The sequence below is a fragment of the Dactylosporangium sucinum genome (assembly GCF_014647515.1).
Classification (GTDB): domain Bacteria; phylum Actinomycetota; class Actinomycetes; order Mycobacteriales; family Micromonosporaceae; genus Dactylosporangium; species Dactylosporangium sucinum.
Genome location: NZ_BMPI01000117.1, coordinates 2,792 through 21,548, shown reverse-complemented (window position 1 = coordinate 21,548; position 18,757 = coordinate 2,792). Strand labels below are relative to the sequence as shown.

General features: G+C 73.7%; 13 protein-coding genes and 1 pseudogene. 8 read left to right on the top strand and 6 right to left on the bottom strand.

The window, feature by feature from the left end:
- Window positions 1–298: 298 nt before the first annotated feature.
- Window positions 299–1,726: a rifampin monooxygenase gene (gene rox / locus IEZ31_RS53665; protein WP_190257911.1), complete on the top strand. Its 1,428-nt coding sequence runs from the start codon at window positions 299–301 to the stop codon at window positions 1,724–1,726.
- Between the two features lie 28 nt (window positions 1,727–1,754).
- On the opposite strand, the gene IEZ31_RS53660 is transcribed toward rox, so the two are convergent.
- A complete protein-coding gene (locus IEZ31_RS53660; RefSeq protein WP_190257910.1) occupies window positions 1,755–4,523 on the bottom strand; it encodes a helix-turn-helix transcriptional regulator in 2,769 nt (922 codons plus the stop codon).
- Window positions 4,524–4,747: 224 nt separating this feature from the next.
- Window positions 4,748–5,161, bottom strand: a complete 414-nt coding sequence (locus IEZ31_RS53655) for a pilus assembly protein CpaE (protein ID WP_190257909.1) — start codon at window positions 5,159–5,161, stop codon at window positions 4,748–4,750.
- Window positions 5,162–5,311: 150 nt separating this feature from the next.
- Here IEZ31_RS53655 and IEZ31_RS53650 point away from each other — a divergent pair, with 150 nt between their 5' ends.
- From IEZ31_RS53650 to IEZ31_RS53640, 3 genes are all read left to right on the top strand, one after another.
- Window positions 5,312–6,595: an ABC transporter substrate-binding protein gene (locus IEZ31_RS53650; RefSeq protein ID WP_229837233.1), complete on the top strand. Its 1,284-nt coding sequence runs from the start codon at window positions 5,312–5,314 to the stop codon at window positions 6,593–6,595.
- A gap of 256 nt (window positions 6,596–6,851) precedes the next feature.
- Window positions 6,852–7,691: a carbohydrate ABC transporter permease gene (locus IEZ31_RS53645; protein WP_229837232.1), complete on the top strand. Its 840-nt coding sequence runs from the start codon at window positions 6,852–6,854 to the stop codon at window positions 7,689–7,691.
- The gene (locus IEZ31_RS53640; protein ID WP_190257907.1) at window positions 7,688–8,509 is read left to right on the top strand and encodes a carbohydrate ABC transporter permease; all 822 of its coding nucleotides are present in this window, start codon (window positions 7,688–7,690) and stop codon (window positions 8,507–8,509) included. The genes IEZ31_RS53645 and IEZ31_RS53640 overlap by 4 nt, the downstream gene beginning before the upstream one ends.
- 98 nt (window positions 8,510–8,607) lie before the next feature.
- Here the strand turns inward: IEZ31_RS53640 and IEZ31_RS53635 are convergent, their stop codons facing one another.
- Together IEZ31_RS53635 and IEZ31_RS53630 are read right to left on the bottom strand one after the other, a co-directional pair.
- The gene (locus tag IEZ31_RS53635) at window positions 8,608–11,031 is read right to left on the bottom strand and encodes a glycoside hydrolase family 2 protein (RefSeq protein WP_190257906.1); all 2,424 of its coding nucleotides are present in this window, start codon (window positions 11,029–11,031) and stop codon (window positions 8,608–8,610) included.
- 132 nt (window positions 11,032–11,163) lie between these two features.
- Entirely contained in the window at window positions 11,164–12,228 is a 1,065-nt protein-coding gene (locus IEZ31_RS53630; RefSeq protein ID WP_190257905.1) for a LacI family DNA-binding transcriptional regulator, read from the bottom strand.
- A gap of 45 nt (window positions 12,229–12,273) precedes the next feature.
- Between IEZ31_RS53630 and IEZ31_RS53625 the strand changes: the two genes are divergently transcribed.
- The 3 genes and pseudogenes from IEZ31_RS53625 (at window position 12,274) to IEZ31_RS53615 (ending at window position 14,756) form a co-directional block, all read left to right on the top strand.
- Window positions 12,274–13,518 carry a sensor histidine kinase gene (locus IEZ31_RS53625; RefSeq protein ID WP_190257904.1) on the top strand — a complete coding sequence of 415 codons (1,245 nt, stop codon included), beginning with the start codon at window positions 12,274–12,276 and terminating at the stop codon, window positions 13,516–13,518.
- Window positions 13,506–14,146, top strand: a pseudogene (locus tag IEZ31_RS53620) (response regulator transcription factor). The gene IEZ31_RS53625 and the pseudogene IEZ31_RS53620 overlap by 13 nt, the downstream one beginning before the upstream one ends.
- A 220-nt stretch (window positions 14,147–14,366) precedes the next feature.
- Complete coding sequence (locus IEZ31_RS53615) at window positions 14,367–14,756, top strand: DUF6582 domain-containing protein (protein WP_190257903.1); 390 nt, start codon at window positions 14,367–14,369, stop codon at window positions 14,754–14,756.
- Window positions 14,757–14,827: 71 nt separating this feature from the next.
- Here the strand turns inward: IEZ31_RS53615 and IEZ31_RS53610 are convergent, their stop codons facing one another.
- Entirely contained in the window at window positions 14,828–16,459 is a 1,632-nt protein-coding gene (locus tag IEZ31_RS53610) for a lectin (RefSeq protein ID WP_190257902.1), read from the bottom strand.
- A 271-nt stretch (window positions 16,460–16,730) separates the two neighbouring features.
- Here IEZ31_RS53610 and IEZ31_RS53605 point away from each other — a divergent pair, with 271 nt between their 5' ends.
- On the top strand, window positions 16,731–17,207 hold the full coding sequence (locus tag IEZ31_RS53605; RefSeq protein ID WP_190257901.1) for a chemotaxis protein CheX: 477 nt from the start codon (window positions 16,731–16,733) through the stop codon (window positions 17,205–17,207).
- On the opposite strand, the gene IEZ31_RS53600 is transcribed toward IEZ31_RS53605, so the two are convergent.
- Window positions 17,197–18,657, bottom strand: coding sequence for an RtcB family protein (locus IEZ31_RS53600; RefSeq protein WP_190257900.1), 1,461 nt, complete (start codon window positions 18,655–18,657; stop codon window positions 17,197–17,199). The genes IEZ31_RS53605 and IEZ31_RS53600 overlap by 11 nt on opposite strands.
- Window positions 18,658–18,757 lie beyond the last annotated feature (100 nt).

The following is an 18,757-nucleotide window of genomic DNA, read 5'->3' as shown; positions in this document are numbered from 1 at the left end:
GTGTCCTACAACGGGACGATCGCCGCGGGCCAGTACACCGAGTTCGGCTTCCAGTCGACCGGCACGGCCGGCACGCTCACGCCGACCTGCGCGGCCGCGTGAGGTAAGCATCCCCGAACCGCCGCCGCGGAGGCTCCACGGTCGCCTCCGCGGCGGCTCCGTGTCTGCGGGTGGGTTTGCGGATCGGAGTGGAAACCACACGCCCCTCCATCTTCAACATATACCGTAACCCGGGGCTTGCGGCAAGACCGGGGTCGAGGCGCAGAATCGTCGGCCGGACAAGGATCGGGGGATTCTCGTGATCGACGTGATCATCGCCGGCGGCGGACCGACCGGCCTGATGCTGGCGAGCGAGCTGCGCCTGCACGGCCTGCGCACGGTCGTGCTGGAGAAGGACGCGGAGCCGGCGCCGTTCGTGCGGGCGCTCGGCCTGCACGTGCGCAGCATCGAGGTGATGGACCAGCGCGGCCTGCTGGAGCGGTTCCTCGCGCTCGGCAAGCAGTACAAGCTCGGCGGGTACTTCGCCGGCATCGAGAAGCCGTGGCCGGAGCGGATGGACACCGCCCACGGCTACATCCTCGGCATCCCGCAGACCGTCACCGAGCGCCTGCTGGCCGAGCACGCCGCCGCGGCCGGCGCCGAGCTGCGGCGCGGCAGCGAGCTCACCGGGCTGACCCAGGACGAGGACGGCGTCACCGCCGAGCTGGCCGACGGGACGAGCCTGCGTGCGCGGTACCTCGTGGGATGCGACGGCGGCCGCAGCACCGTGCGCCGGCTGCTCGGCGTCGCCTTCCCCGGCGAGCCCAGCCGGGTCGAGACGCTGCTGGGCGAGATGTCGGCGACCGCGCCGCCGGAGACGATCGCGGCCGCGGTGGCCGAGATCCGCAAGACCGAGAAGCGGTTCGGCCTGGGGCTGCTCGGCGACGGCGTGTACCGCGTCGTCGTGCCCGCCGCCGGGGTCGCCGAGGACCGCGCGGTCCCGCCGACGATCGAGGACTTCCGGCAGCAGCTGCGGGCGGTCGCCGGCACCGACTTCGGCGTGCACTCGCCGCGCTGGCTGTCCCGCTTCGGCGACGCCACCCGGCTCGCCGAGCGCTACCGGGTCGGCCGGGTGCTGCTCGCCGGCGACGCCGCGCACGTCCACCCGCCCAACGGCGGGCAGGGGCTCAACCTCGGCCTCCAGGACGCGTTCAACCTCGGCTGGAAGCTCGCCGCGACGGTGCGCGGATGGGCGCCCGAGGGCCTGCTCGACAGCTACGAGACCGAGCGGCACCCGGTCGCCGCGGACGTGCTCGACAACACCCGCGCGCAGATGCACCTGCTGTCCACCGAGCCGGGGCCGCAGGCGGTGCGCCGGATGCTCACGCGGCTCATGGACTTCGAGGAGGTGAACCGGTACCTCATCGAGAAGGTCACCGGGGTCGGCGTGCGCTACGACTTCGGCGACGGCCACGAGCTGCTCGGCCGGCGGCTGCGGGACGTGCGGCTCAAGCGGGGCCGCCTCTACGAGCAGCTGCACGCCGGCCGCGGCCTGCTGCTCGACCAGACCGGGACGCTCTCGGCGGCGGGCTGGGCCGATCGGGTCGACGTCGTCGCGGACGTGAGCGAGGAGCTCGACGCTGCGGCGGTACTGCTGCGGCCGGACGGGCACGTGGCGTGGGTCGGCGACGACCAGCGGGACCTGGTCGCCGCGCTGCCGAGGTGGTTCGGCGCACCGGCGGACTGAGCGGCCGGCGGCGATGTTGCGTCCGGTGTCAGTACCGGCGGTTCAGGGCGGTCGCGAGGCTCGCCCGGCTGGTGACGCCCAGGCGGGCGTACACGCGGGCGAGCCGCGCGGCGACCGTGCGGTGCGACACGTACAGCCGCTCGGCGATCTGCCGGTTGGTCAGCCCCTCGGCGGCCAGGTGGGCGATCTGCAGCTCCCGGGCGGGCAGCCTCGCGGCCGGGCGGACCGGCTCGGGGGCGGCCGGCCGGCCCAGCGCGGCCCGGGCTCGGGCCGCCCACGGGGCGAGGCCGAGGTCGTCGAACACGGCGAGGGCGGCGCGCAGCGCCTCCGGGTCCGGCCGCCGCTCGCCGTGGTGCAGCAGGAGGCGGGCCCGGAACAGCGGCCACCGGCCGAGCTCTCCGCGCAGGGCCTCGGCGATGCCGCGGTGCGGGTCCTCCTGCAGTACCGCTGCCGCATAATCGGCACAGACGAGCATCATCGGCGCCGGAATCCGCCGTGCGGCCTCGGCCAGCCCGCCGAGCACCTCCCGCGCCTCGGCGACGGCGCCGGCCGCCACCCCGGCGTCGGCCAGGTCGGGCGCGAGCCACCAGCGCACCGACGGGTGCCCGCCCACCGTGAACCCGTCCGTCAGCAGCCGCAGCGCGTGCCCGGGCCGCCCGTCGAGCAACGCGAGCCGGGCCTTGACCTGCTGGAGGCCGCCGGGCAGCGGCATGTGCTCGATCCCGTCGAGGTGCCCGTCGGCGGCGTCGGCGTCGCCCCGGAGGGCGGCGACCATGGCCAGGTTGGCCCGGGCGAAGACCTCCGCGGTGTGCTCGCCGGTCTCGGCCGCGAGCTCGCACGCCTCGACCGACTCGGCGACGGCCCGGTCGAGCTCGCCGAGCCAGATCCGCCCCCACCCGCCGACGCCGAGGGCGCGGGCGAGCGAGCCGAGGAGCCCCTGTTCGCGGCTCGCGTCGGCGGCACCCGCGTGCCACCGGGCGGCGCGGGGCAGGTCGCCGAGCACGAACGCGGCGCTGGCCAGGTTCCGCAGCTCCTCCACGCCCGTCGGCGCCAGGCGGGCGAGCCGGCGCAGGACGTCCGCGCCGTGCGTGTCGGGCGCGTTGTACGCGAGGATGGCCAGGCGCCGCTGGTCGTCCGGGCCGATGGGCAGCGCGTCGAGCGCCTCGGCGACGGCGGCCCGTTCCTCGGCGCCGGTCGCGTCCTGGCCGCCGTGGAAGAAGCACCGGGCGCCGGCCCGGAAGAGCAGCTCGGCCCCGATCTGCCCGCTGCCGGACGCGCGGGCGGCGGCGACGAGCTCCCGGATCCTGGACGCTCCCCCGTCGGGCCGGAACGCGACCGCCTCGGCCAGGCTGAGCAGCCGTCCCCGCCGCTGCGCGGCCTCGGGGTGGTCGGGGTGCTGTGCCTGCTCGGCCTCGGCGACCAGCGCGGCGGCCTCGGCGTGGGCCCCGAGCCGCACGGCGAGCTCGGCCGCCCGGACCAGCAGCCCGCCGCGGCGTCCCGCGTCGCGGGTCAGCTCGGCCGCCCGGCGCACCGCGGCGAGCGCCAGCGCGTCGGCCCGCCCGGCACCGCACTCCTCCAGCCGCAGCGACAGCGCCTCGTCGGCCCCGGTCGCGGCGGCGGCCCGGTGCCAGAGCTGCCGGTGCGGATCGTCCCCGAGCACCTCGGCGAGCGCCTCGTGCGCGGCGAGCCGCTCGGCGACGCCGGCCCGCCCGTACACGGCCGAGCGCACCAGCGGATGCCGGAACCGCAGCCCGCTCCCGGTCCCCGCGACGAGCAGCAGGCCGGCCCCGGCCACCTCGTCCACGACGCCGGGCCCGACCGACTCCCCGGCGAGGGCGGACGCCGCGAGCCGCAGCCGGCCGGCGTCGCACCCGGGCTCGGCCGCCGCGACGAGCAGCAGCGCCCGGGCGGCCGGGCCGAGCGCCGCGGCCCGCGCCGCGAACGCCGCCTCGAGCGACACGGCGGCGTCCTTCGCCGGCGCCGCGCCGGGCCGCGGCGCCTCGGTGAGCCGGGCGGTGGCCCGCCGGGCGCCGCCGGCGGGCGCCGCGGCGAGCGCGGCGGCGAGCGGGACGCTCTGCAGCGGCGCGGGCGGCGGGCGCAAGGCCCGGGGCAGCTCGACGATCGCGAGCGGGTTCCCGCCCGCCTGGGCGAGCACGGCGCCCCGGACGGCGGGCGGCAGCCGCGGCGCGGTGGCGTCGAGCAGCCGCTCGGCGTCGGCGTCGGCCAGCCCGCCGAGGTGCAGCTCGGGCAGTCCCGGCAGCCGTGACCCGCCGCCGCCGGGACCGGTCGCCGCCACGACGAGGATCCGCAGGTCACCGATGCGCCGCGCGACGAACGACAGGACGACGCAGGTGGGCCGGTCGAGCCAGTGCAGATCGTCGGCGAGCAGCGCCACGGGCGGCCCGGCCTCGGCGAGCAGCTCGAGGCTGGCGAGGGCGACGGCATGGACGGCGGGCTCGGCCTCGTGCCGGTCGAAGGCGGCGCGGAGCGCCTGCTGGTGATGGGGCCGCAGCTCGGCGGCATGCCGGAGAAAGGGTGCGAGCAGGCGCCGCAGCCCGTCGTACGGCAGCCGCCCGACCGAGTCGACGCCCTCGATGGCGGACACCGCGAACCCGCGCCCGGTGACCTCCTGCTCGACGACGGACAGGAGGGCGGACTTCCCGGCACCGATCGCCCCGCGGACGACGAGCGCCGCCCCGTGCCCGGCGTGCGCCCCGGCCACCAGCCGGCGCACGGTCGCCAGCTCGGCGGCACGGCCGAACAGCTGGGGGGCGCCGATGACCGACGTGATCGCCACTCTTACCGACCTGGGGGGAGGTGATTGGCGCTGGATGCACGATGTGCCGGACCGAGCGGAAGAAGTGCGCACTGACAGACAACAACAGCGCAGCGTCAGTCACAACCCACAGTCGGTCAACCATCCGGTCGGTGCACGAACGTCGTGCGTCCGGACGACCGAGCCCGAGCCGCACGGACCGTGCGCGTGCTTCGGTCGGCGACCCGGGCGACCCGCCCGCCGCGTCAACCGGAGGCGTCCGAAGCGCCGTGCGCGCGGAGGCGGCGGAGGACGGCCAGCGCGTACGCGTCCTCCGGCGTCGCGCCCAGCGTGTCGGCCTGGCCGTCGACGACCACGCGCCAGCCGTCGCCTGCGCGCTCCAGCCGGCGGAACCCCTCCCCCAGCAGCGAACGCAGCTGGTCCTCCCGCGGCAGCCAGATCGCCTCGTCGCGCTCGATGTCGTCCAGCGCCCACTCGGTCGTCCCGTTGAAGCCGATCACCGCGCCGTGCGGGACCTCGTGCACCTGGATGATCATGTCGCTCAGGACGAAGGCCTGGTCGTCCAGGCCGCGGTCCGGGATGCCGAAGCGGTCGCCCGGTGCCGGGTTCCACACCAGACCGGCGGCGCGCAGCTCGTGGGCGAGTTCGACGCTGATCACGCTTCCCATCCTCCCCTGTTACGCGGTTCAGGTGCGACCCCGGCAGCCGAGGGCCGCCATTGACAGCATCAGACCGCACACCTACGTTGATGGAACTTATCCGGTTCAGTACCCGCGCCGACTTCCAACACCCCCTCGAAAGGAATCGACGTGAAGAAACCCCTCGCCGGGCTGCTGGCACTGGCCGCCACCGCGCTCGCCCTCGCCGGGTGCGGTGGCGACGACGCCGGCGACGACGGCAAGATCGGCGGTGCGATCACCGTCCTGACGCAGCGCACCGACATCGTGAACACGGTGTTCCAGGACTACAAGAAGAAGTTCGAGGCCAAGTATCCCGGGACCACCGTCAAGTTCGAGGCCATCACGGACTACGAGGGCGAGGTCCGGGTCCGGATGAACACCGAGGACTACGGCGACGTCCTGCTGATCCCCAACTCCGTCAACGCCGACCAGCTGCCCGCGTTCTTCGAGCCGCTCGGCACCGTCGACGAGATGCAGGGCAAGTACCGCTTCGTGCGCACCGAGCAGACCTTCGGCGGGAAGGTCTACGGGCTCGCCATCACCGGCAACGCCCAGGGGTACGTCTTCAACAAGAAGATCTGGACCCAGGCCGGCGTCACAGAGCCGCCGAAGACGCCGCAGGAGTTCCTCGACGCGCTCAAGGCGATCAAGGAGAAGACCGGCGCGACCCCGCTGTACACCAACTACAAGGACGGCTGGCCGCTCGGCCAGTGGGAGGGCGCGCGCGGCTCGGTGTCGGGCGACCCCGACGCGGCCATCAAGCTGGCCAAGGACGACAGCCCGTGGGCGCCCGGCAAGGAGCACTTCATCATCGACTCGCTGCTGTACGACGCGGTGCAGGCCGGCTACACCGAGGCCGACCCGACGACCACGAACTGGGAGCAGTCGAAGGGCCTGCTGGGCACCGGCAAGATCGCCACCATGATGCTCGGGTCCTGGTCGGTCGTGCAGATGCAGCAGGCCGCGCCGAGCGCCGACGACATCGGCTACTGGCCGTTCCCGAACCAGGCCGGCGGTAAGTTCCACACCGTCGTCGGCGGCGACTACAAGAACGCGATCAACATCCACTCGAAGAACAAGGCCACCGCCCGGGCCTGGATCGACTGGTTCACCGACGAGTCGAACTACGCGACCGACCAGGGCGGCGTCTCGCCGGTGAAGTCGGCCGGCATGCCGAAGACCCTGGCGGGGCTGACCGCCGCCCAGACCGAGTTCATCGAGCTCAACCCGGCGCCGAAGGGCGAGGAGGGGCTGGCCGAGAAGATCGGCAACGCGGCGGAGATCGCCCTCTACGACGGCAAGTACCGCCAGGGCATCGTCGACGCCGCCCGCGGCGCAAAGAACCAGTCGAAGGACGAGATCTTCACCAACCTGAACAAGAAGTGGTCCAACACCCGCACCAACCTCAAGTAACCCCCGATCCCCCCGCCCCCACCACCCCCTCTTCGCGTCGATCTTGCAGTTGTGGTGCCTGCCAAACCCGGACATCGTGGGAGTGTCCCGGCACCACAGGTGCAAGATCGACGCGAACAGGGGGCGCGGTGGGCCGTTCCCGACCCGCGCAAGGGCTGCTGGAGAGTCGCCAACGATGCTCACCGCCACGAGAACCGAGGCTCCCGCGCGGGCGCGCCAGCGCGGGAAACGTCAGCGCCGGGCAAGCACGCCGTACGTGTTCCTGCTCGTGCCGCTCACCCTGCTCGTCGTGTTCACCTACATCCCGGTGGTGAACATGTTCTGGTACAGCGTCACCTCCTGGGACGGGCTCAGCCCGACGCAGGAGTTCGTGGGCCTGGACAACTACGTCGAGATCGCCACGCGGCCCGAGCTGTTCGGCGTGCTCAAGGTGAGCCTCTACTACATCGGCGGCTCGGTCGTGCAGATCGTCCTGGCCCTCTACTTCGCCACGATCCTGAGCTTCGACACCCGGTTCAAGAACCTGTTCAAGGGCATCATCTTCTTCCCGTACCTCATCAACGGCGTCGCCATCGGCATGATCTTCCTGTTCTTCTTCCAGCCGGGCGGCACCCTCGACGCGGCGCTGTCCTCGGTGGGGCTGGGCTCGCTGTCGCGGCAGTGGCTGGGCGACCCCGACGTCGTGAACTGGTCCCTGGCCGGGACGTCGGTCTGGCGGTACCTCGGCCTCAACTTCGTCCTGTTCCTCGGCGCGATCCAGTCGATTCCGGCGCACCTCTACGAGGCCGCCGAGCTCGACGGCGCGAACCGCTGGGACCAGTTCCGCCACCTGATCCTGCCCGGCATCCGCCCCGTCGTCGGGCTGTCGTTCATCCTGGCGGTCTCGGGCTCGCTGTCGGTGTTCGAGATCCCGTTCATCATGACTGGCGGCGCGAACGAGAGCGAGACGTTCGTGATCCAGACGGTCAACATGGCCTTCAAGTACTACAAGCTCGGCCTGGCCTCCGCGATGGCCGTCGTGCTGCTGCTCATCATCCTGCTGGTGACCTGGGTGCAGCGGCGGGTCGCGCCCGAGGAGAGGGTGGACCTGTCATGATCCGCACGCTGGCCGTCACGTGGAAGTACGTCTCCCTCGTCGCCGCCTCGGTCGCGGTGCTGCTGCCGCCGGTCGTGCTGGTGCTGGCCTCGTTCAAGACGCACGACGAGTTCGCCACGACCGGCCCGTTCGACCTGCCGCAGCACTTCGACTTCGGCAACTACGTCACCGCGTTCACCAAGGGCAACATGCTGCGCGGGTTCGCCAACACGTCGGTCATCCTCGCGGTGTCGCTGGCGGGCACGGTGCTCATCGGCTCGATGGCGGCCTACGCGATCGACCGCTTCACGTTCCGCCTGCGCCGGCTCGTCGTGCTGCTGTTCCTGCTGGCCACCCTGGTGCCCGGGGTGACGACCCAGGTCGCGACGTTCAAGGTGGTCAACGCCCTGGAGCTGTACAACACCCGCTGGTCGGCGATCGTCCTGTTCCTCGGCACCGACATCATCGCGATCTACATCTTCCAGCAGTTCCTGCGCGGGGTGCCGATCGAGCTGGACGAGGCGGCCGCGATCGAGGGCGCCGGCCCGTTCACGGTGTACTGGCGGATCATCCTGCCGCTGCTGAAGCCGGCCATCGCGACCGTGGTCATCATCAAGGGCATCGCCATCTACAACGAGTTCTACATCCCGTTCCTGTACATGCCGTCGCAGGAGCTGGGCGTCATCTCGACCTCGCTGTTCCGCTTCAAGGGTCCGTTCGGCGCCCAGTGGGAGGTCATCTCGGCCGGCGTGATCCTGGTGATCATCCCGACCCTGATCGTGTTCCTGTTCCTGCAGCGCTTCATCTACAACGGCTTCACCGCCGGCTCCGGCAAGTAGCCGCCGCAGCCGGCCCGGACGGCCGCGAGGAGGCCGGCTGCAGGCGGCCACCCGGTCCACGGTGGACAGTCGTGCCAGAGCCAGGAGTCGCCCGGTGTTCACCGGACCAGGTCGTTGGCGGTGCGCAGCACCGGCGCCGCCGACCACGCCGCCGGTGGCAGCGCCGCCAGGGCCGGCGGGCCGGTGACCGCGAACGTCGCCGACTCGCCCGGCAGCAGGGTCACCAGCTGGCGGTCGACCGACGCCGCGGGGTCGAGGCGGTCGGGGAACAGGGTCAGGTCGCGCAGCAGCGTGCGGGCCGTGACGCGGACCGCGACGCCGTCGGCCGCCGGGGCCACGGCGACGTCCGCGGCCGGCGCCGGGTAGGCCAGGTCGACGTCCTCGGCGAACAGCCACAGCGCCCGCTCGGCGTCGGCCGTGTCGGCGACGACCAGCTCCGCGGCCGGGTCGTCGGGGGTGACCAGGTCGGCCGGCAGCGGCACGGTGACCGCGGCGCCCGGCGGGACGTCGACGGTGAGGGTCGCCTTCGCCCGCGGGTCGCCGCCGAAGGAGAGCCGCCGCACGTCGAACGACGCCAGCCACGGCGCGGCCGAGTCGTTCACCGCGACCAGCGCGGGGGCGCCGTCGCGCGGCTGGAGGGTGGCGAAGCGCTCGGCGTAGACGCGGCGCAGCGCGTGCCACAACGGCTTGCGCCGCCCGTCGCCGTCGATCGCCGACCACGACGTCACCGGCCAGTTGTCGTTGAGCTGCCACACGATCGTGCCCATGCACAGCGGGCGCAGCGACCGGAAGTGCGCGACGCCGAACCCGATCGCGCGGGCCTGGTTGAGCTGGGTCGCCCAGTGCCAGTCGTCGAACGTCTCCGGCGGCGGGAAGTGCCCCTCCAGGCCGCGGGCGAGCTTCTCGTTGCCGCCGCCCGCCTTCTGGTGGTGGGCGATGCCGGGCGAGGACGGGGTGAGCGGCTCGTCGCTCACCGCGCGGCGCAGCGTGGCGAACGCCGGCGGGGCCTGGAAGCCGAACTCGGCGACGAACCGCGGCCGATACGTGCCGTAGTGGCGGTAGTCCTCGCGGTTCCACACGTCCCAGATGTGCATCGTGCCGTGCGCGGGGTCGTTCGGGTGCAGGTCCTCGCGCCCCGACCACGGGCTGCCGGGCCAGTACGGCCGGGTCGGGTCGGCCGCCGCCACGACGCCGGGCAGCACGCCCAGGTAGTAGCCGAGGCCCCAGGTGCGGCCGGCCAGCTCCTCCGGCCAGCCCCAGTCGTGGTAGCCCCAGATGTTCTCGTTGTTGCCGACCCACATCACGAGGCTCGGGTGCGGCATCAGCCGGACCACCTGTTCCCGGGCCTCGGCGGCCACCTCGGACCCGATCGGGTCCTCCTCCGGGTAGGCCGCGCAGGCGAACAGGAAGTCCTGGCCGACGAGCACGCCGAGCTCGTCGGCCAGGTCGTAGAAGTCGTCGCTCTCGTACCGCCCGCCGCCCCACACCCGCAGGTAGTTCACGCCGGCGGCGACGGCCTGGCCGATCCGCTCGGCGTAGCGGGCCCGGTCGACGCGGGTGACGAACGCGTCGTCGGGGATCCAGTTGACCCCGCGCACGAAGACCGGGGTGCCGTTGACCCGCAGCGTGAACGGCGTGCCGTCGGCGTCGGGGGTGGTGTCGAGCTCGACGGTGCGGAAGCCGATCCGCCGCTCCCAGCGCTCGCCCTCCAGGGTCACGGCGAGGTCGTACCGGTGCTGGCCGCCGTGGCCGCGGGGCCACCACAGCCGCACGTCGGGGACCTCGACCGCGACGACCGCGCCGGTCGCCCCGGCCGGCACCTCGACCGTCGCGGTGTGCTCGCCGACGGCGGCCGTGAGCGTCAGCGGCCGGCCCTGGGCCCGCTGCACCGTCACGTGCACCTCGACCCGGCCTGTGGTGCCGTCGACCGTGACGAGGGGGCGGACCTCGGCGAGCCGGGCGACGGACCACGCGTGCAGGCCGATCGGCTGCCAGATGCCGGCGGTGACGACGGTGGGGCCCCAGTCCCAGCCGAAGTTGCAGGCCATCTTCCGGATGTACTGGAAGGGTTCGGGATACGCGTTCGGGCGCGCGCCGAGCGCGTCGCGGACCCCTTCGGCGTAGTCGTAGGCCGAGTCGAAGCGCACGCTGAGCCGGTTGCCGGTGGGGCGCAGCAGGTCGCGCACGTCGAAGCGGTAGCCGCGGTGCATGTTGGCGGTGCGGCCCAGCTCGACGTCGTTGAGCACCACGGTCGCCACGGTGTCGAGGCCCTCGGCGACGAGCTGGACCCGGTCGGCGTCCGCAGCGGCCGGCGGCGCGTCGAAGGTCGTCTCGTACAGCCAAGCGGTGCGCCCGATCCAGTGCAGCCGCTCCTCGTTGTCGTCGAGGAACGGGTCGGGGATGCGCCCGGCGGCCAGCAGGTCGGTGTGCACGCACCCCGGCACCGAGGCCGGCACCGGCGCGTCTTCGGGGGCGCCGATCGCGCGCAGGGTCCACCCGGTGTGGAGGGGGCGTACAGGCATGCGGTGCTCCTGCCGGACATCGTAACTGAACCGGATAAGTAAAGGGAACCTGACAGTAGGGCCGAGTGTTCGGCAGTGTCAACCAACGGCGGCTGAACCGCTTCGCTTCGGGCCGGCGGCCCGGGCGCGCGGCTACCGGCGGCCGGAGCGCAGCGGGCGGGTCGACCGGCGCGGGTTCAGCGTGCCCGGCGGGAGCGTCACGTGGCGCACCTCACCGCCGTCGAGCGTGGCCAGCAGCGCCTGCGCCGCCAGCTCCGACTGCCGGGCCGGCGTCTGCTCCACCGCCGTGATCGACGGCATGGTGATCTGGCACAGGTCGGAGTCGTCCCAGGCGACGATCGACACGTCCTCCGGCACCGACAGGCCCATCTCGTGCACGACCTTGAGCGACGCCGCGGCCATCACGTCGTTGTCGAACACCACCGCGGTCGGGGGCTCGCCGCCGGTCATCAGCTCGCGCATCGCACGCATGCCGTCGACCGCGCTGTAGTTGGTGTAGAGCACCCGGTAGCGCAGGTCGGCACGCTCGACGGCCTCGACGTAGGCGGCGTCGCGCTGCCAGGTGTGGAACAGCTCCTCGGTGCCGGCGACGCGGGCGATCGTGCGGTGGCCGAGGGCGCGCAGGTAGCCGACGATCGCCCCGGCGGTGCCGGCCACGTCGGCGTCGACGGTGCTGAACCCGGACGGGTCGGGGCTGCCGCCGATGACCGCGGCCGGCAGGCCGATCTCCAGCAGGGCGGCCAGCCGCGGGTCGGACCTGCGCAGGTCGGTGAGGATCACGCCGTCGACGTGCCGGCCGGCCCACCACTTGCGGTACACGTCGACGGTGTCCTCGATCTTGTCGACGAGGTGCAGGACCAGCGCGATCTCCCGCCGGTTGAGCTCCGCCTCGACCCCGCTGAGCATCTGCGTGAACCACGAGTCGATGACCATCTGCCGGGGCGGGCGCACCAGCACCAGCCCGACCGCGTTGGCCCGGGCGGTGCCCAGCGAGCGGGCCGCGATGTTCGGCGCCCAGCCCAGGTCGCGGGCGGCGGCGAGGACCCGCGCGCGGGTCTGCTCGGACACGCCCGGCCGGCCGTTGAGCGCGTAGGAGACGGCCGCCTCGGAGACCCCGGCGTGGATCGCGACCTGGCGGATGGTGACGCGCGTGGGCGCCGCGGCGTCCGCACCGCCGTCCTTGCCCGCTGCCGCCACGCCGTGACACTACATGGCGCTGTACCGTCTCCGGGGGAGGTGGGCATGGCGCCCCAACGATCGCGCGGCCGATCGCGCGGCCGGGTCAGGGCCGCCCTCGACGCGGTCGAGCACCTCGCCGGGGGCCTGGCGACCGCCGTGCTGGCCCTCGTCGCGCTGGCCGCGCTGCTGGTCACCGCCGCCACCTGCCTGGCCGGCGTGGGGCTGCTGCTGGTGCCGTCCGCCCTGCGGGTGCTGCGCTCGGTCGCCGACCGGGAACGGGCCCGGCTGTCCCGCTGGGCCGCGCCGCTGCCGTCCGCCGGTCCCGCGCCGCGCACGCTGCGCGACGCCGCCGGGGACCCGGTGGTGCGGCGGGAGGCGCTGTGGCTCGGGCTGCACGCGACCGCCGGGCTGGCCCTCGGGCTGGTCGGGGTGACGCTGCCGCTCAACGTGGTCCGGGACGGGGCGTTCCCGCTGTACTGGCAGTATCTGCCGGCCGGGGAGGCGACGTCCTCGATCGGGTTTCCCGTGGTGCACAACCTGCCCCAGTCCCTGGTCGTGACCCTCATCGGGGCCGGGTGGGTGGCCGCGCTGCTGGTCCTGGAGCCCGGCCTGGCGTGGCTGCAGGCGTGGCCCGGGCGGCGGCTGCTCGCCCCGGACCCGGCCGCCGACACCGCGCTGCGCATCGCCCGCCTCACCGCCACCCGCGCCGCCGCGCTCGACGCGCACGCCGCCGAGCTGCGCCGCATCGAGCGGTCCCTGCACGACGGCACGCAGAACCGGCTCGTCGCCGTCACCGTCCTGCTCGGCGTCGCGCGGCGGGCCCTGGACCGCGACCCGTCGAGTGCCGCCGCCGCCCTCGACCGGGCCCAGGACGCGGCCGAGGAGGCGCTCGCCGAGCTGCGGGCGGTGGTGCGCGGCATCCTCCCGCCGGTGCTCGCCGACCGGAGCCTGCCCGACGCGCTGAGCGCCCTGGCCGCCGGCTGCCCGGTGCCGTGCACGGTCGACGTGGGCCCGGTCGGGCCGTGCGCGGCATCGGTGGAGGCGACCGCGTACCACGTCGTCGCCGAGGCGCTCACGAACGTCGCCAAGCACAGCGGGGCGTCCGCCGCGGCGGTCGCGGTCACGTCCGACGGCGCCGTGCTGCGGCTGCGGGTCACCGACGACGGCACCGGCGGGGCCGACGAGCGGGCCGGCTCCGGGCTGGCCGGCATCCGCGGCCGGGCCGAGGCCCACGACGGCACGTTCACGCTGGCCAGCCCGGCCGGCGGGCCGACCACCCTGGAGGTGACGCTGCCGTGCGGATCGTGATCGCCGAGGACGACCCGCTGCTGCGCGAGGGCCTGGCGCTGCTGCTGCGCGCCGAGTCGCTCGACGTCGTGGCCACCGCGGGCACGCCCGGCGAGCTGCTCGCGGCCGTCGACGAGCACGGGCCCGACGTGGCGATCGTCGACGTCCGCATGCCGCCCACGCACACCGACGAGGGCATCGCCGCCGCCGTGGAGGCCCGCCGCCGGCGGCCGGGGCTGGCCGTGCTGGTGCTGTCGGCGTACGTCGAGCGGGCCTTCGCCACCGAGCTGCTCGCCGACGGCGGGGCGCGGCTCGGGTATCTGCTGAAGGAGCGCGTCGGCCGCGTCGAGGAGTTCCTGGCCGCCCTGCACCGGGTCGTCGGCGGCGGCACCGCCATCGACCCGGAGGTCGTCGCGCAGCTACTCGTGCGCACCCGCGAGGACACCCGCCTCGACCGGCTCAGCCCGCGCGAGCTGGAGGTGCTCGCGCTCATGGCCGAGGGCCTGGGCAACGCGTCGATCGCCTGGTGGTCAGCGACGGGGCCGTGCACAAGCACATCCGCAGCATCTTCGCCAAGCTCGACCTGGCCCCGGCCGACGGCACCGACCGCCGGGTCGTCGCCGTGCTGCGCTACCTCGACCGCAGGTAGCGCCGGCGCCAGCCGGCCCCGGCGCGGCGCGGCGCCGCTGAGGTCTCCGTGCGGTGCCGCCCGGCGGCCCCCCTCGGCGGGGTCGCCGGGCGGCACCGGCATGCTACCGGCCGGCACGCTTCGCCGTCCGTCCCGAACGGCGGCCGTCGCTGTCACCCCGGCCGCGCCCGCCGCTGTCACCGGGCCGCATGGTGGGGCGAGAGGTGGGTAACAGCTTGGTATGGCTACTCGTAGGAAGCGCTCGCACGAGCTCGACGCCGCGGAGCGCAACGCCATGCCGGACAGCGCGTACGCGTTCCCGCGGCAGCGCAAGGAACCCCTCAACGACGCCTCGCACGTCCGCAACGCCATCGCCCGGTTCGACCAGGTGCGCGACGCCAGCGACGCCGAGCGGCAGGAGGCGTTCCGCCGCATCCGCCGCGCGGCGGCCCGGTTCGACGTCGAGATGGACGCCGACCGCTGGCAGGACCTCGGCAAGCCGTCGGCCTCGATGAAGTCGTCGGACAAGGCCAGGTCCCGCGACCAGCTGTACGCGGAGGCCAAGCGCCGCAACATCAGGGGCCGCTCGTCGATGACGAAGGACCAGCTGGCCAAGGCGCTCAACAGGTAAGGGTGAGGAGGTCGCGGCGACCGTGGCGGCGGTCGCCGCGACCAAGCACAGCCGCGACCAGACAGCACCGGCTACACAACGTCGAACTGCTCCCACGGGCCGATCGCCGTGCGGTTGGCGATCAGCGGGGCGGCGCCGGCGTTCTCCGCGCACACGTACCGGCTGTTGACCGTGGCCAGGAAGCTCACCGTCCCGTTGGAGTTGCGGACCAGCCGGAACGTCTCCCAGCCGCCCACCGCCGTGCGGTTGGCCACCAGGTTCGCGGCGCCCGCGTTCTCGGCGCAGACGTAGCGGGTGTTGGAGCGGGCCCGCAGGGCCACGTTGCCGCCGCCGAGGTCGATCTGGTCGAACCGCTCGCCGGCGCCGCCCGAGGCGATGAGCACGCCGTCGGAGCGCAGGGACACGAGCTGGTTGTTCGCCCTCGATCGTAGCCCGATGCCGCCGGCGGGCGGCGTGGTCGGGCCGCCGGCCACCGGCTGCGTCGGGCGGGTCGCGGTGAGCGCGAGCTGGCCCTTGAACATCCGGCCGCCGTCGGCCGTGATGCGCAGGTAGTAGTCGGACGAGCAGGCCACGCCGTCCTCGTCGAGGGCGCGGTAGCCGAAGTCGACCGGCTGCATCGACGCGTTCTCGGCCGTCTTGGCGATCTGGTTGCCCTCGTTGAACTCGTCGAACATCGACACGTACAGGCCCTGGGCGCCGAGGCGGGTCATGTTGTAGATGTGCCGCCAGTAGAAGTCGCCGTGGCGGCGGGCGCCCGCCGACAGGTCGCCCGGCATCACGCACGGCTGGTAGTCGATGCCCCGCGCGTTGCACTCGGCCTGGTCGGGGGTGTTCACGTTGGTGTAGAACGAGTCGAGGCCGGCCAGGTCGCCGGTGCGGCCGACCATCCACGGCGAGATCATGTTGAACGCGCGGTACACGTCGCCGAAGCCCGGGCGGGAGTCGTTCACGCCACTCCGCCAGTACGTCGGCACCCCACCGATCACGTAGCAGCCCTGGTTCTTGAACCAGTTGACCACATCGAGGCACGGGCCGGGCGCGAACGGGCGGCCCGGGTCGTTGAAGCCGAAGCCCCAGATGCAGACCACCGGCTTGCCGTTCTGCCGCGCGTAGGACGGCGACGACGTGTACGCCGACATCTTCGTGGTCCAGTCGGTCTTCAGCTCCGACTGCATGTTCGTCCAGCTCGTGACGTCGTACATGATGTAGAACTTGCGGCCGGTGGCCTCGGCCGCCTGGCGCACCTTCGCGGTCATCGCGTCGCGGGTCGGTCCTTCGCCCCCGAACGGGTTGAAGCGCTGCAGCGCGGCCGTGTCGCACCCGAACTGCTGCATCCACTTGAAGTGCGTGTCGACCGTCTGCTGGTCGTACGACGAGAACAGCCGGGCGGGCTGGCCGTTGCCGAGGTTGCCGTAGGCGGTGGTGTAGCCGCGCGTGAACTCGCGCATGTCCGGCCAGGACACGATCGTGGTGTTCGACGCCGACGGCGGCTGCCCGCCGTTGCGGCTCCAGTGCCACCACTGGTTGATCGGCGCGCCGTCGCCCGGGCAGGCGAACCAGCCCTGGTAGCCGACGGAGATCTTGCCGACGACGTCGCCGGGCGGGCTGGCCGCCTCGGCCGAGCCCATCGTGAGGTACCCCGTGGCGCCGAGGCCGGCGGCTGCGATCCCACCGGCGAGGACTTTCCGTCGGGAGAGGCTCATGCGGTACTTCCCTTTCGTCTGCGGGGGCACGGGTCCCCGCAGGCGAAGGGCGGCACTCCGCGGGCACCCGGGACCGGGTGACGGACGCAAAGCCGCCGAGACTTTCGCCGTTGTCGATGGCACTGTACCCCAGACATCCGATGTCCGGGCAGCCTTAACCCGGACTTGTGGCACAGTTAAGCGAGCTGAATGCTCCCGATCCGCACCGATTCGGCGGTACTTCATGGGCACACTGGATCCACCGGATCATCCGAGCGCAGACAGGAGGACGATGGAGCGACCCACGCTCGTCACCGACGCCACGATCACCGCGGACGACCTCCACGGCATCATCTGGCAGGTGTGGACCGCCTACCTCGGGACCACCCCGGCGGCCCGGCCCGCGCAGGTGCCCGCCGGCCGCGCCGAGCTCACCGCCAGCGTCTGCATCGCCGGCGCCTGGCTCGGCCATGTCGTGCTCCGCGCCGGGCTGCCGGCCGCGGGCGCCATCGCCGCCGCGATGCTGGAGCTCGACCCGGCCGCCGTGAAGCCCGACGACGTGCAGGACGCGGCCGGCGAGCTGATGAACATCGTCACCGGCAACGTGAAGAGCCTGCTGCCGCAGCCCAGCCACGTCTCCCTGCCGCAGGTGGTGATCGGCGAGGCCGACGTGCTGTGGCCGGGCGCCGAGCCCGTCTGCGGGGCCGCCGTGGCCTGGGACCAGCACCTCGTCACCATCGAGGTGCTCCGGGGGACCCCTAGCCCTTGACGGTGAGGATCGGGCGCAGCTCGGCGACCGGCTCCGCGACCCCCGCGCGGCGCAGGCTGTCGACGACCGGCCCGACCTCCTTGTACGCCCACGGCGCCTCCTGCTTCAGGTCGCGCCGCCACGCCTCGATGACGTCGCGCCGCCCGGCCACCGCCGGGTCGTGCGGGTTCAGCGGGGTCACCACCCGGAACTCGCGCAGGAACGCGTCGAGCTCGGCGTCGCCGCCCCGGGCCGTCGCACCGCGCGGGACGCTGCGCCCCGCGCCGTGGCAGGCGCTGCCGAGCGCCCGCTCGTTGCCGAGCCCGCGCAGCAGGTAGCTCGCCGCGCCCATCGAGCCGGGCACGATGACCGGCTCGCCGAACGGGCGGTCGACGTCGGCGCCCGCGGCCGGGGTCGCGCCCTTGCGGTGCAGCACCGTGCCGCCGTCCTCGTCCCACAGCAGGTTGTGCGGGGACTCGTAGACCAGCCGCGACTCCAGCTCCCCGACCGCCGCCGTCAGGCCGGCCCGCAGCATCCGGGCGAGGAAGTACCGGTTGCCGACCGCGAAGTTCGCCGCGTTCGCGAACGCCGTGCGGTACCGCTGGATCCGCGGCGCGGCGGAGTCCGTGAGGAGCACGGGGAGGATCCGGTTGGCCGGGGCCGGCACGCCCTTCGGCCACAGCGCCCGGGCCTGGTCCTGGCCGGTGGCGTTGGCCTGGTGGCCCAGGGAGAGCGAGCCGCTGTGCACCATGAGCACGACCCGGCCGGGCACCAGGCCCCAGGCGTAGGCGGCGGCCCCGTCGTGGATGGCGGCGACGTACTGCAGCTCGGCGAAGTGGTTGCCGCCGCCGACGCTGCCGATGATGCTGTCGTAGCTGGTGCCGCCGCCGCTGGTGACCCAGTCGCGGAACGCGTCGGCGTCGGGGGCCGGCCAGGCGGCCGCGTGCATCGGGTCCGCGTGGCCGGCCTGCGCGCCGGCGTCGAACAGGCCCGGCAGGCCGTCGCGCAGCAGCCCCTCGCGCTGCGCCGGGGTCAGGCCGATGCGCCGCCCGCCCTCGAAGAACAGGTGCCGCAGCCGGGCCTCGAGCGCGTCGAGGCGGGGCCGGACCTGCTCGACGGTGAGCGAGGTGGCCTCGACCCGCATCCCGCAGTTGATGTCGTTGCCGACCGCCTGCGGGACCAGTGCGCCGCTCGTGCGCAGGACGGTGCCGATCGGGATGCCGGCGCCCTTGTGGAAGTCGGGCGTGCACACGACCCGCTCGATGCGCGGCTCGCGGTCGAGGCCGGGCGTCGCGTCGGCGAGGGCGCGCAGCGTGGCGGCGGTGTCGAGGACGGTGAGCAGCTCGTCGACGGCGGCCGGCTCGATCGGCACGTCCGGGCCGGCGCACAGCTCGACGGGGATGCCGTGCGGGTTGTCGAGGGCGGCCCAGGCGTCGTCCAGCCGGGCCAGGCGGTGATCAGTTCGTGGCATCGACGGCCACGGTACGTCCTTTATCTGTAGCCGTCGCTCGATTTTTGGACCTGGAGCTGCGCGATCAGCTGGCGCGGGCCGAGGCGGTCGCGTCGACCAC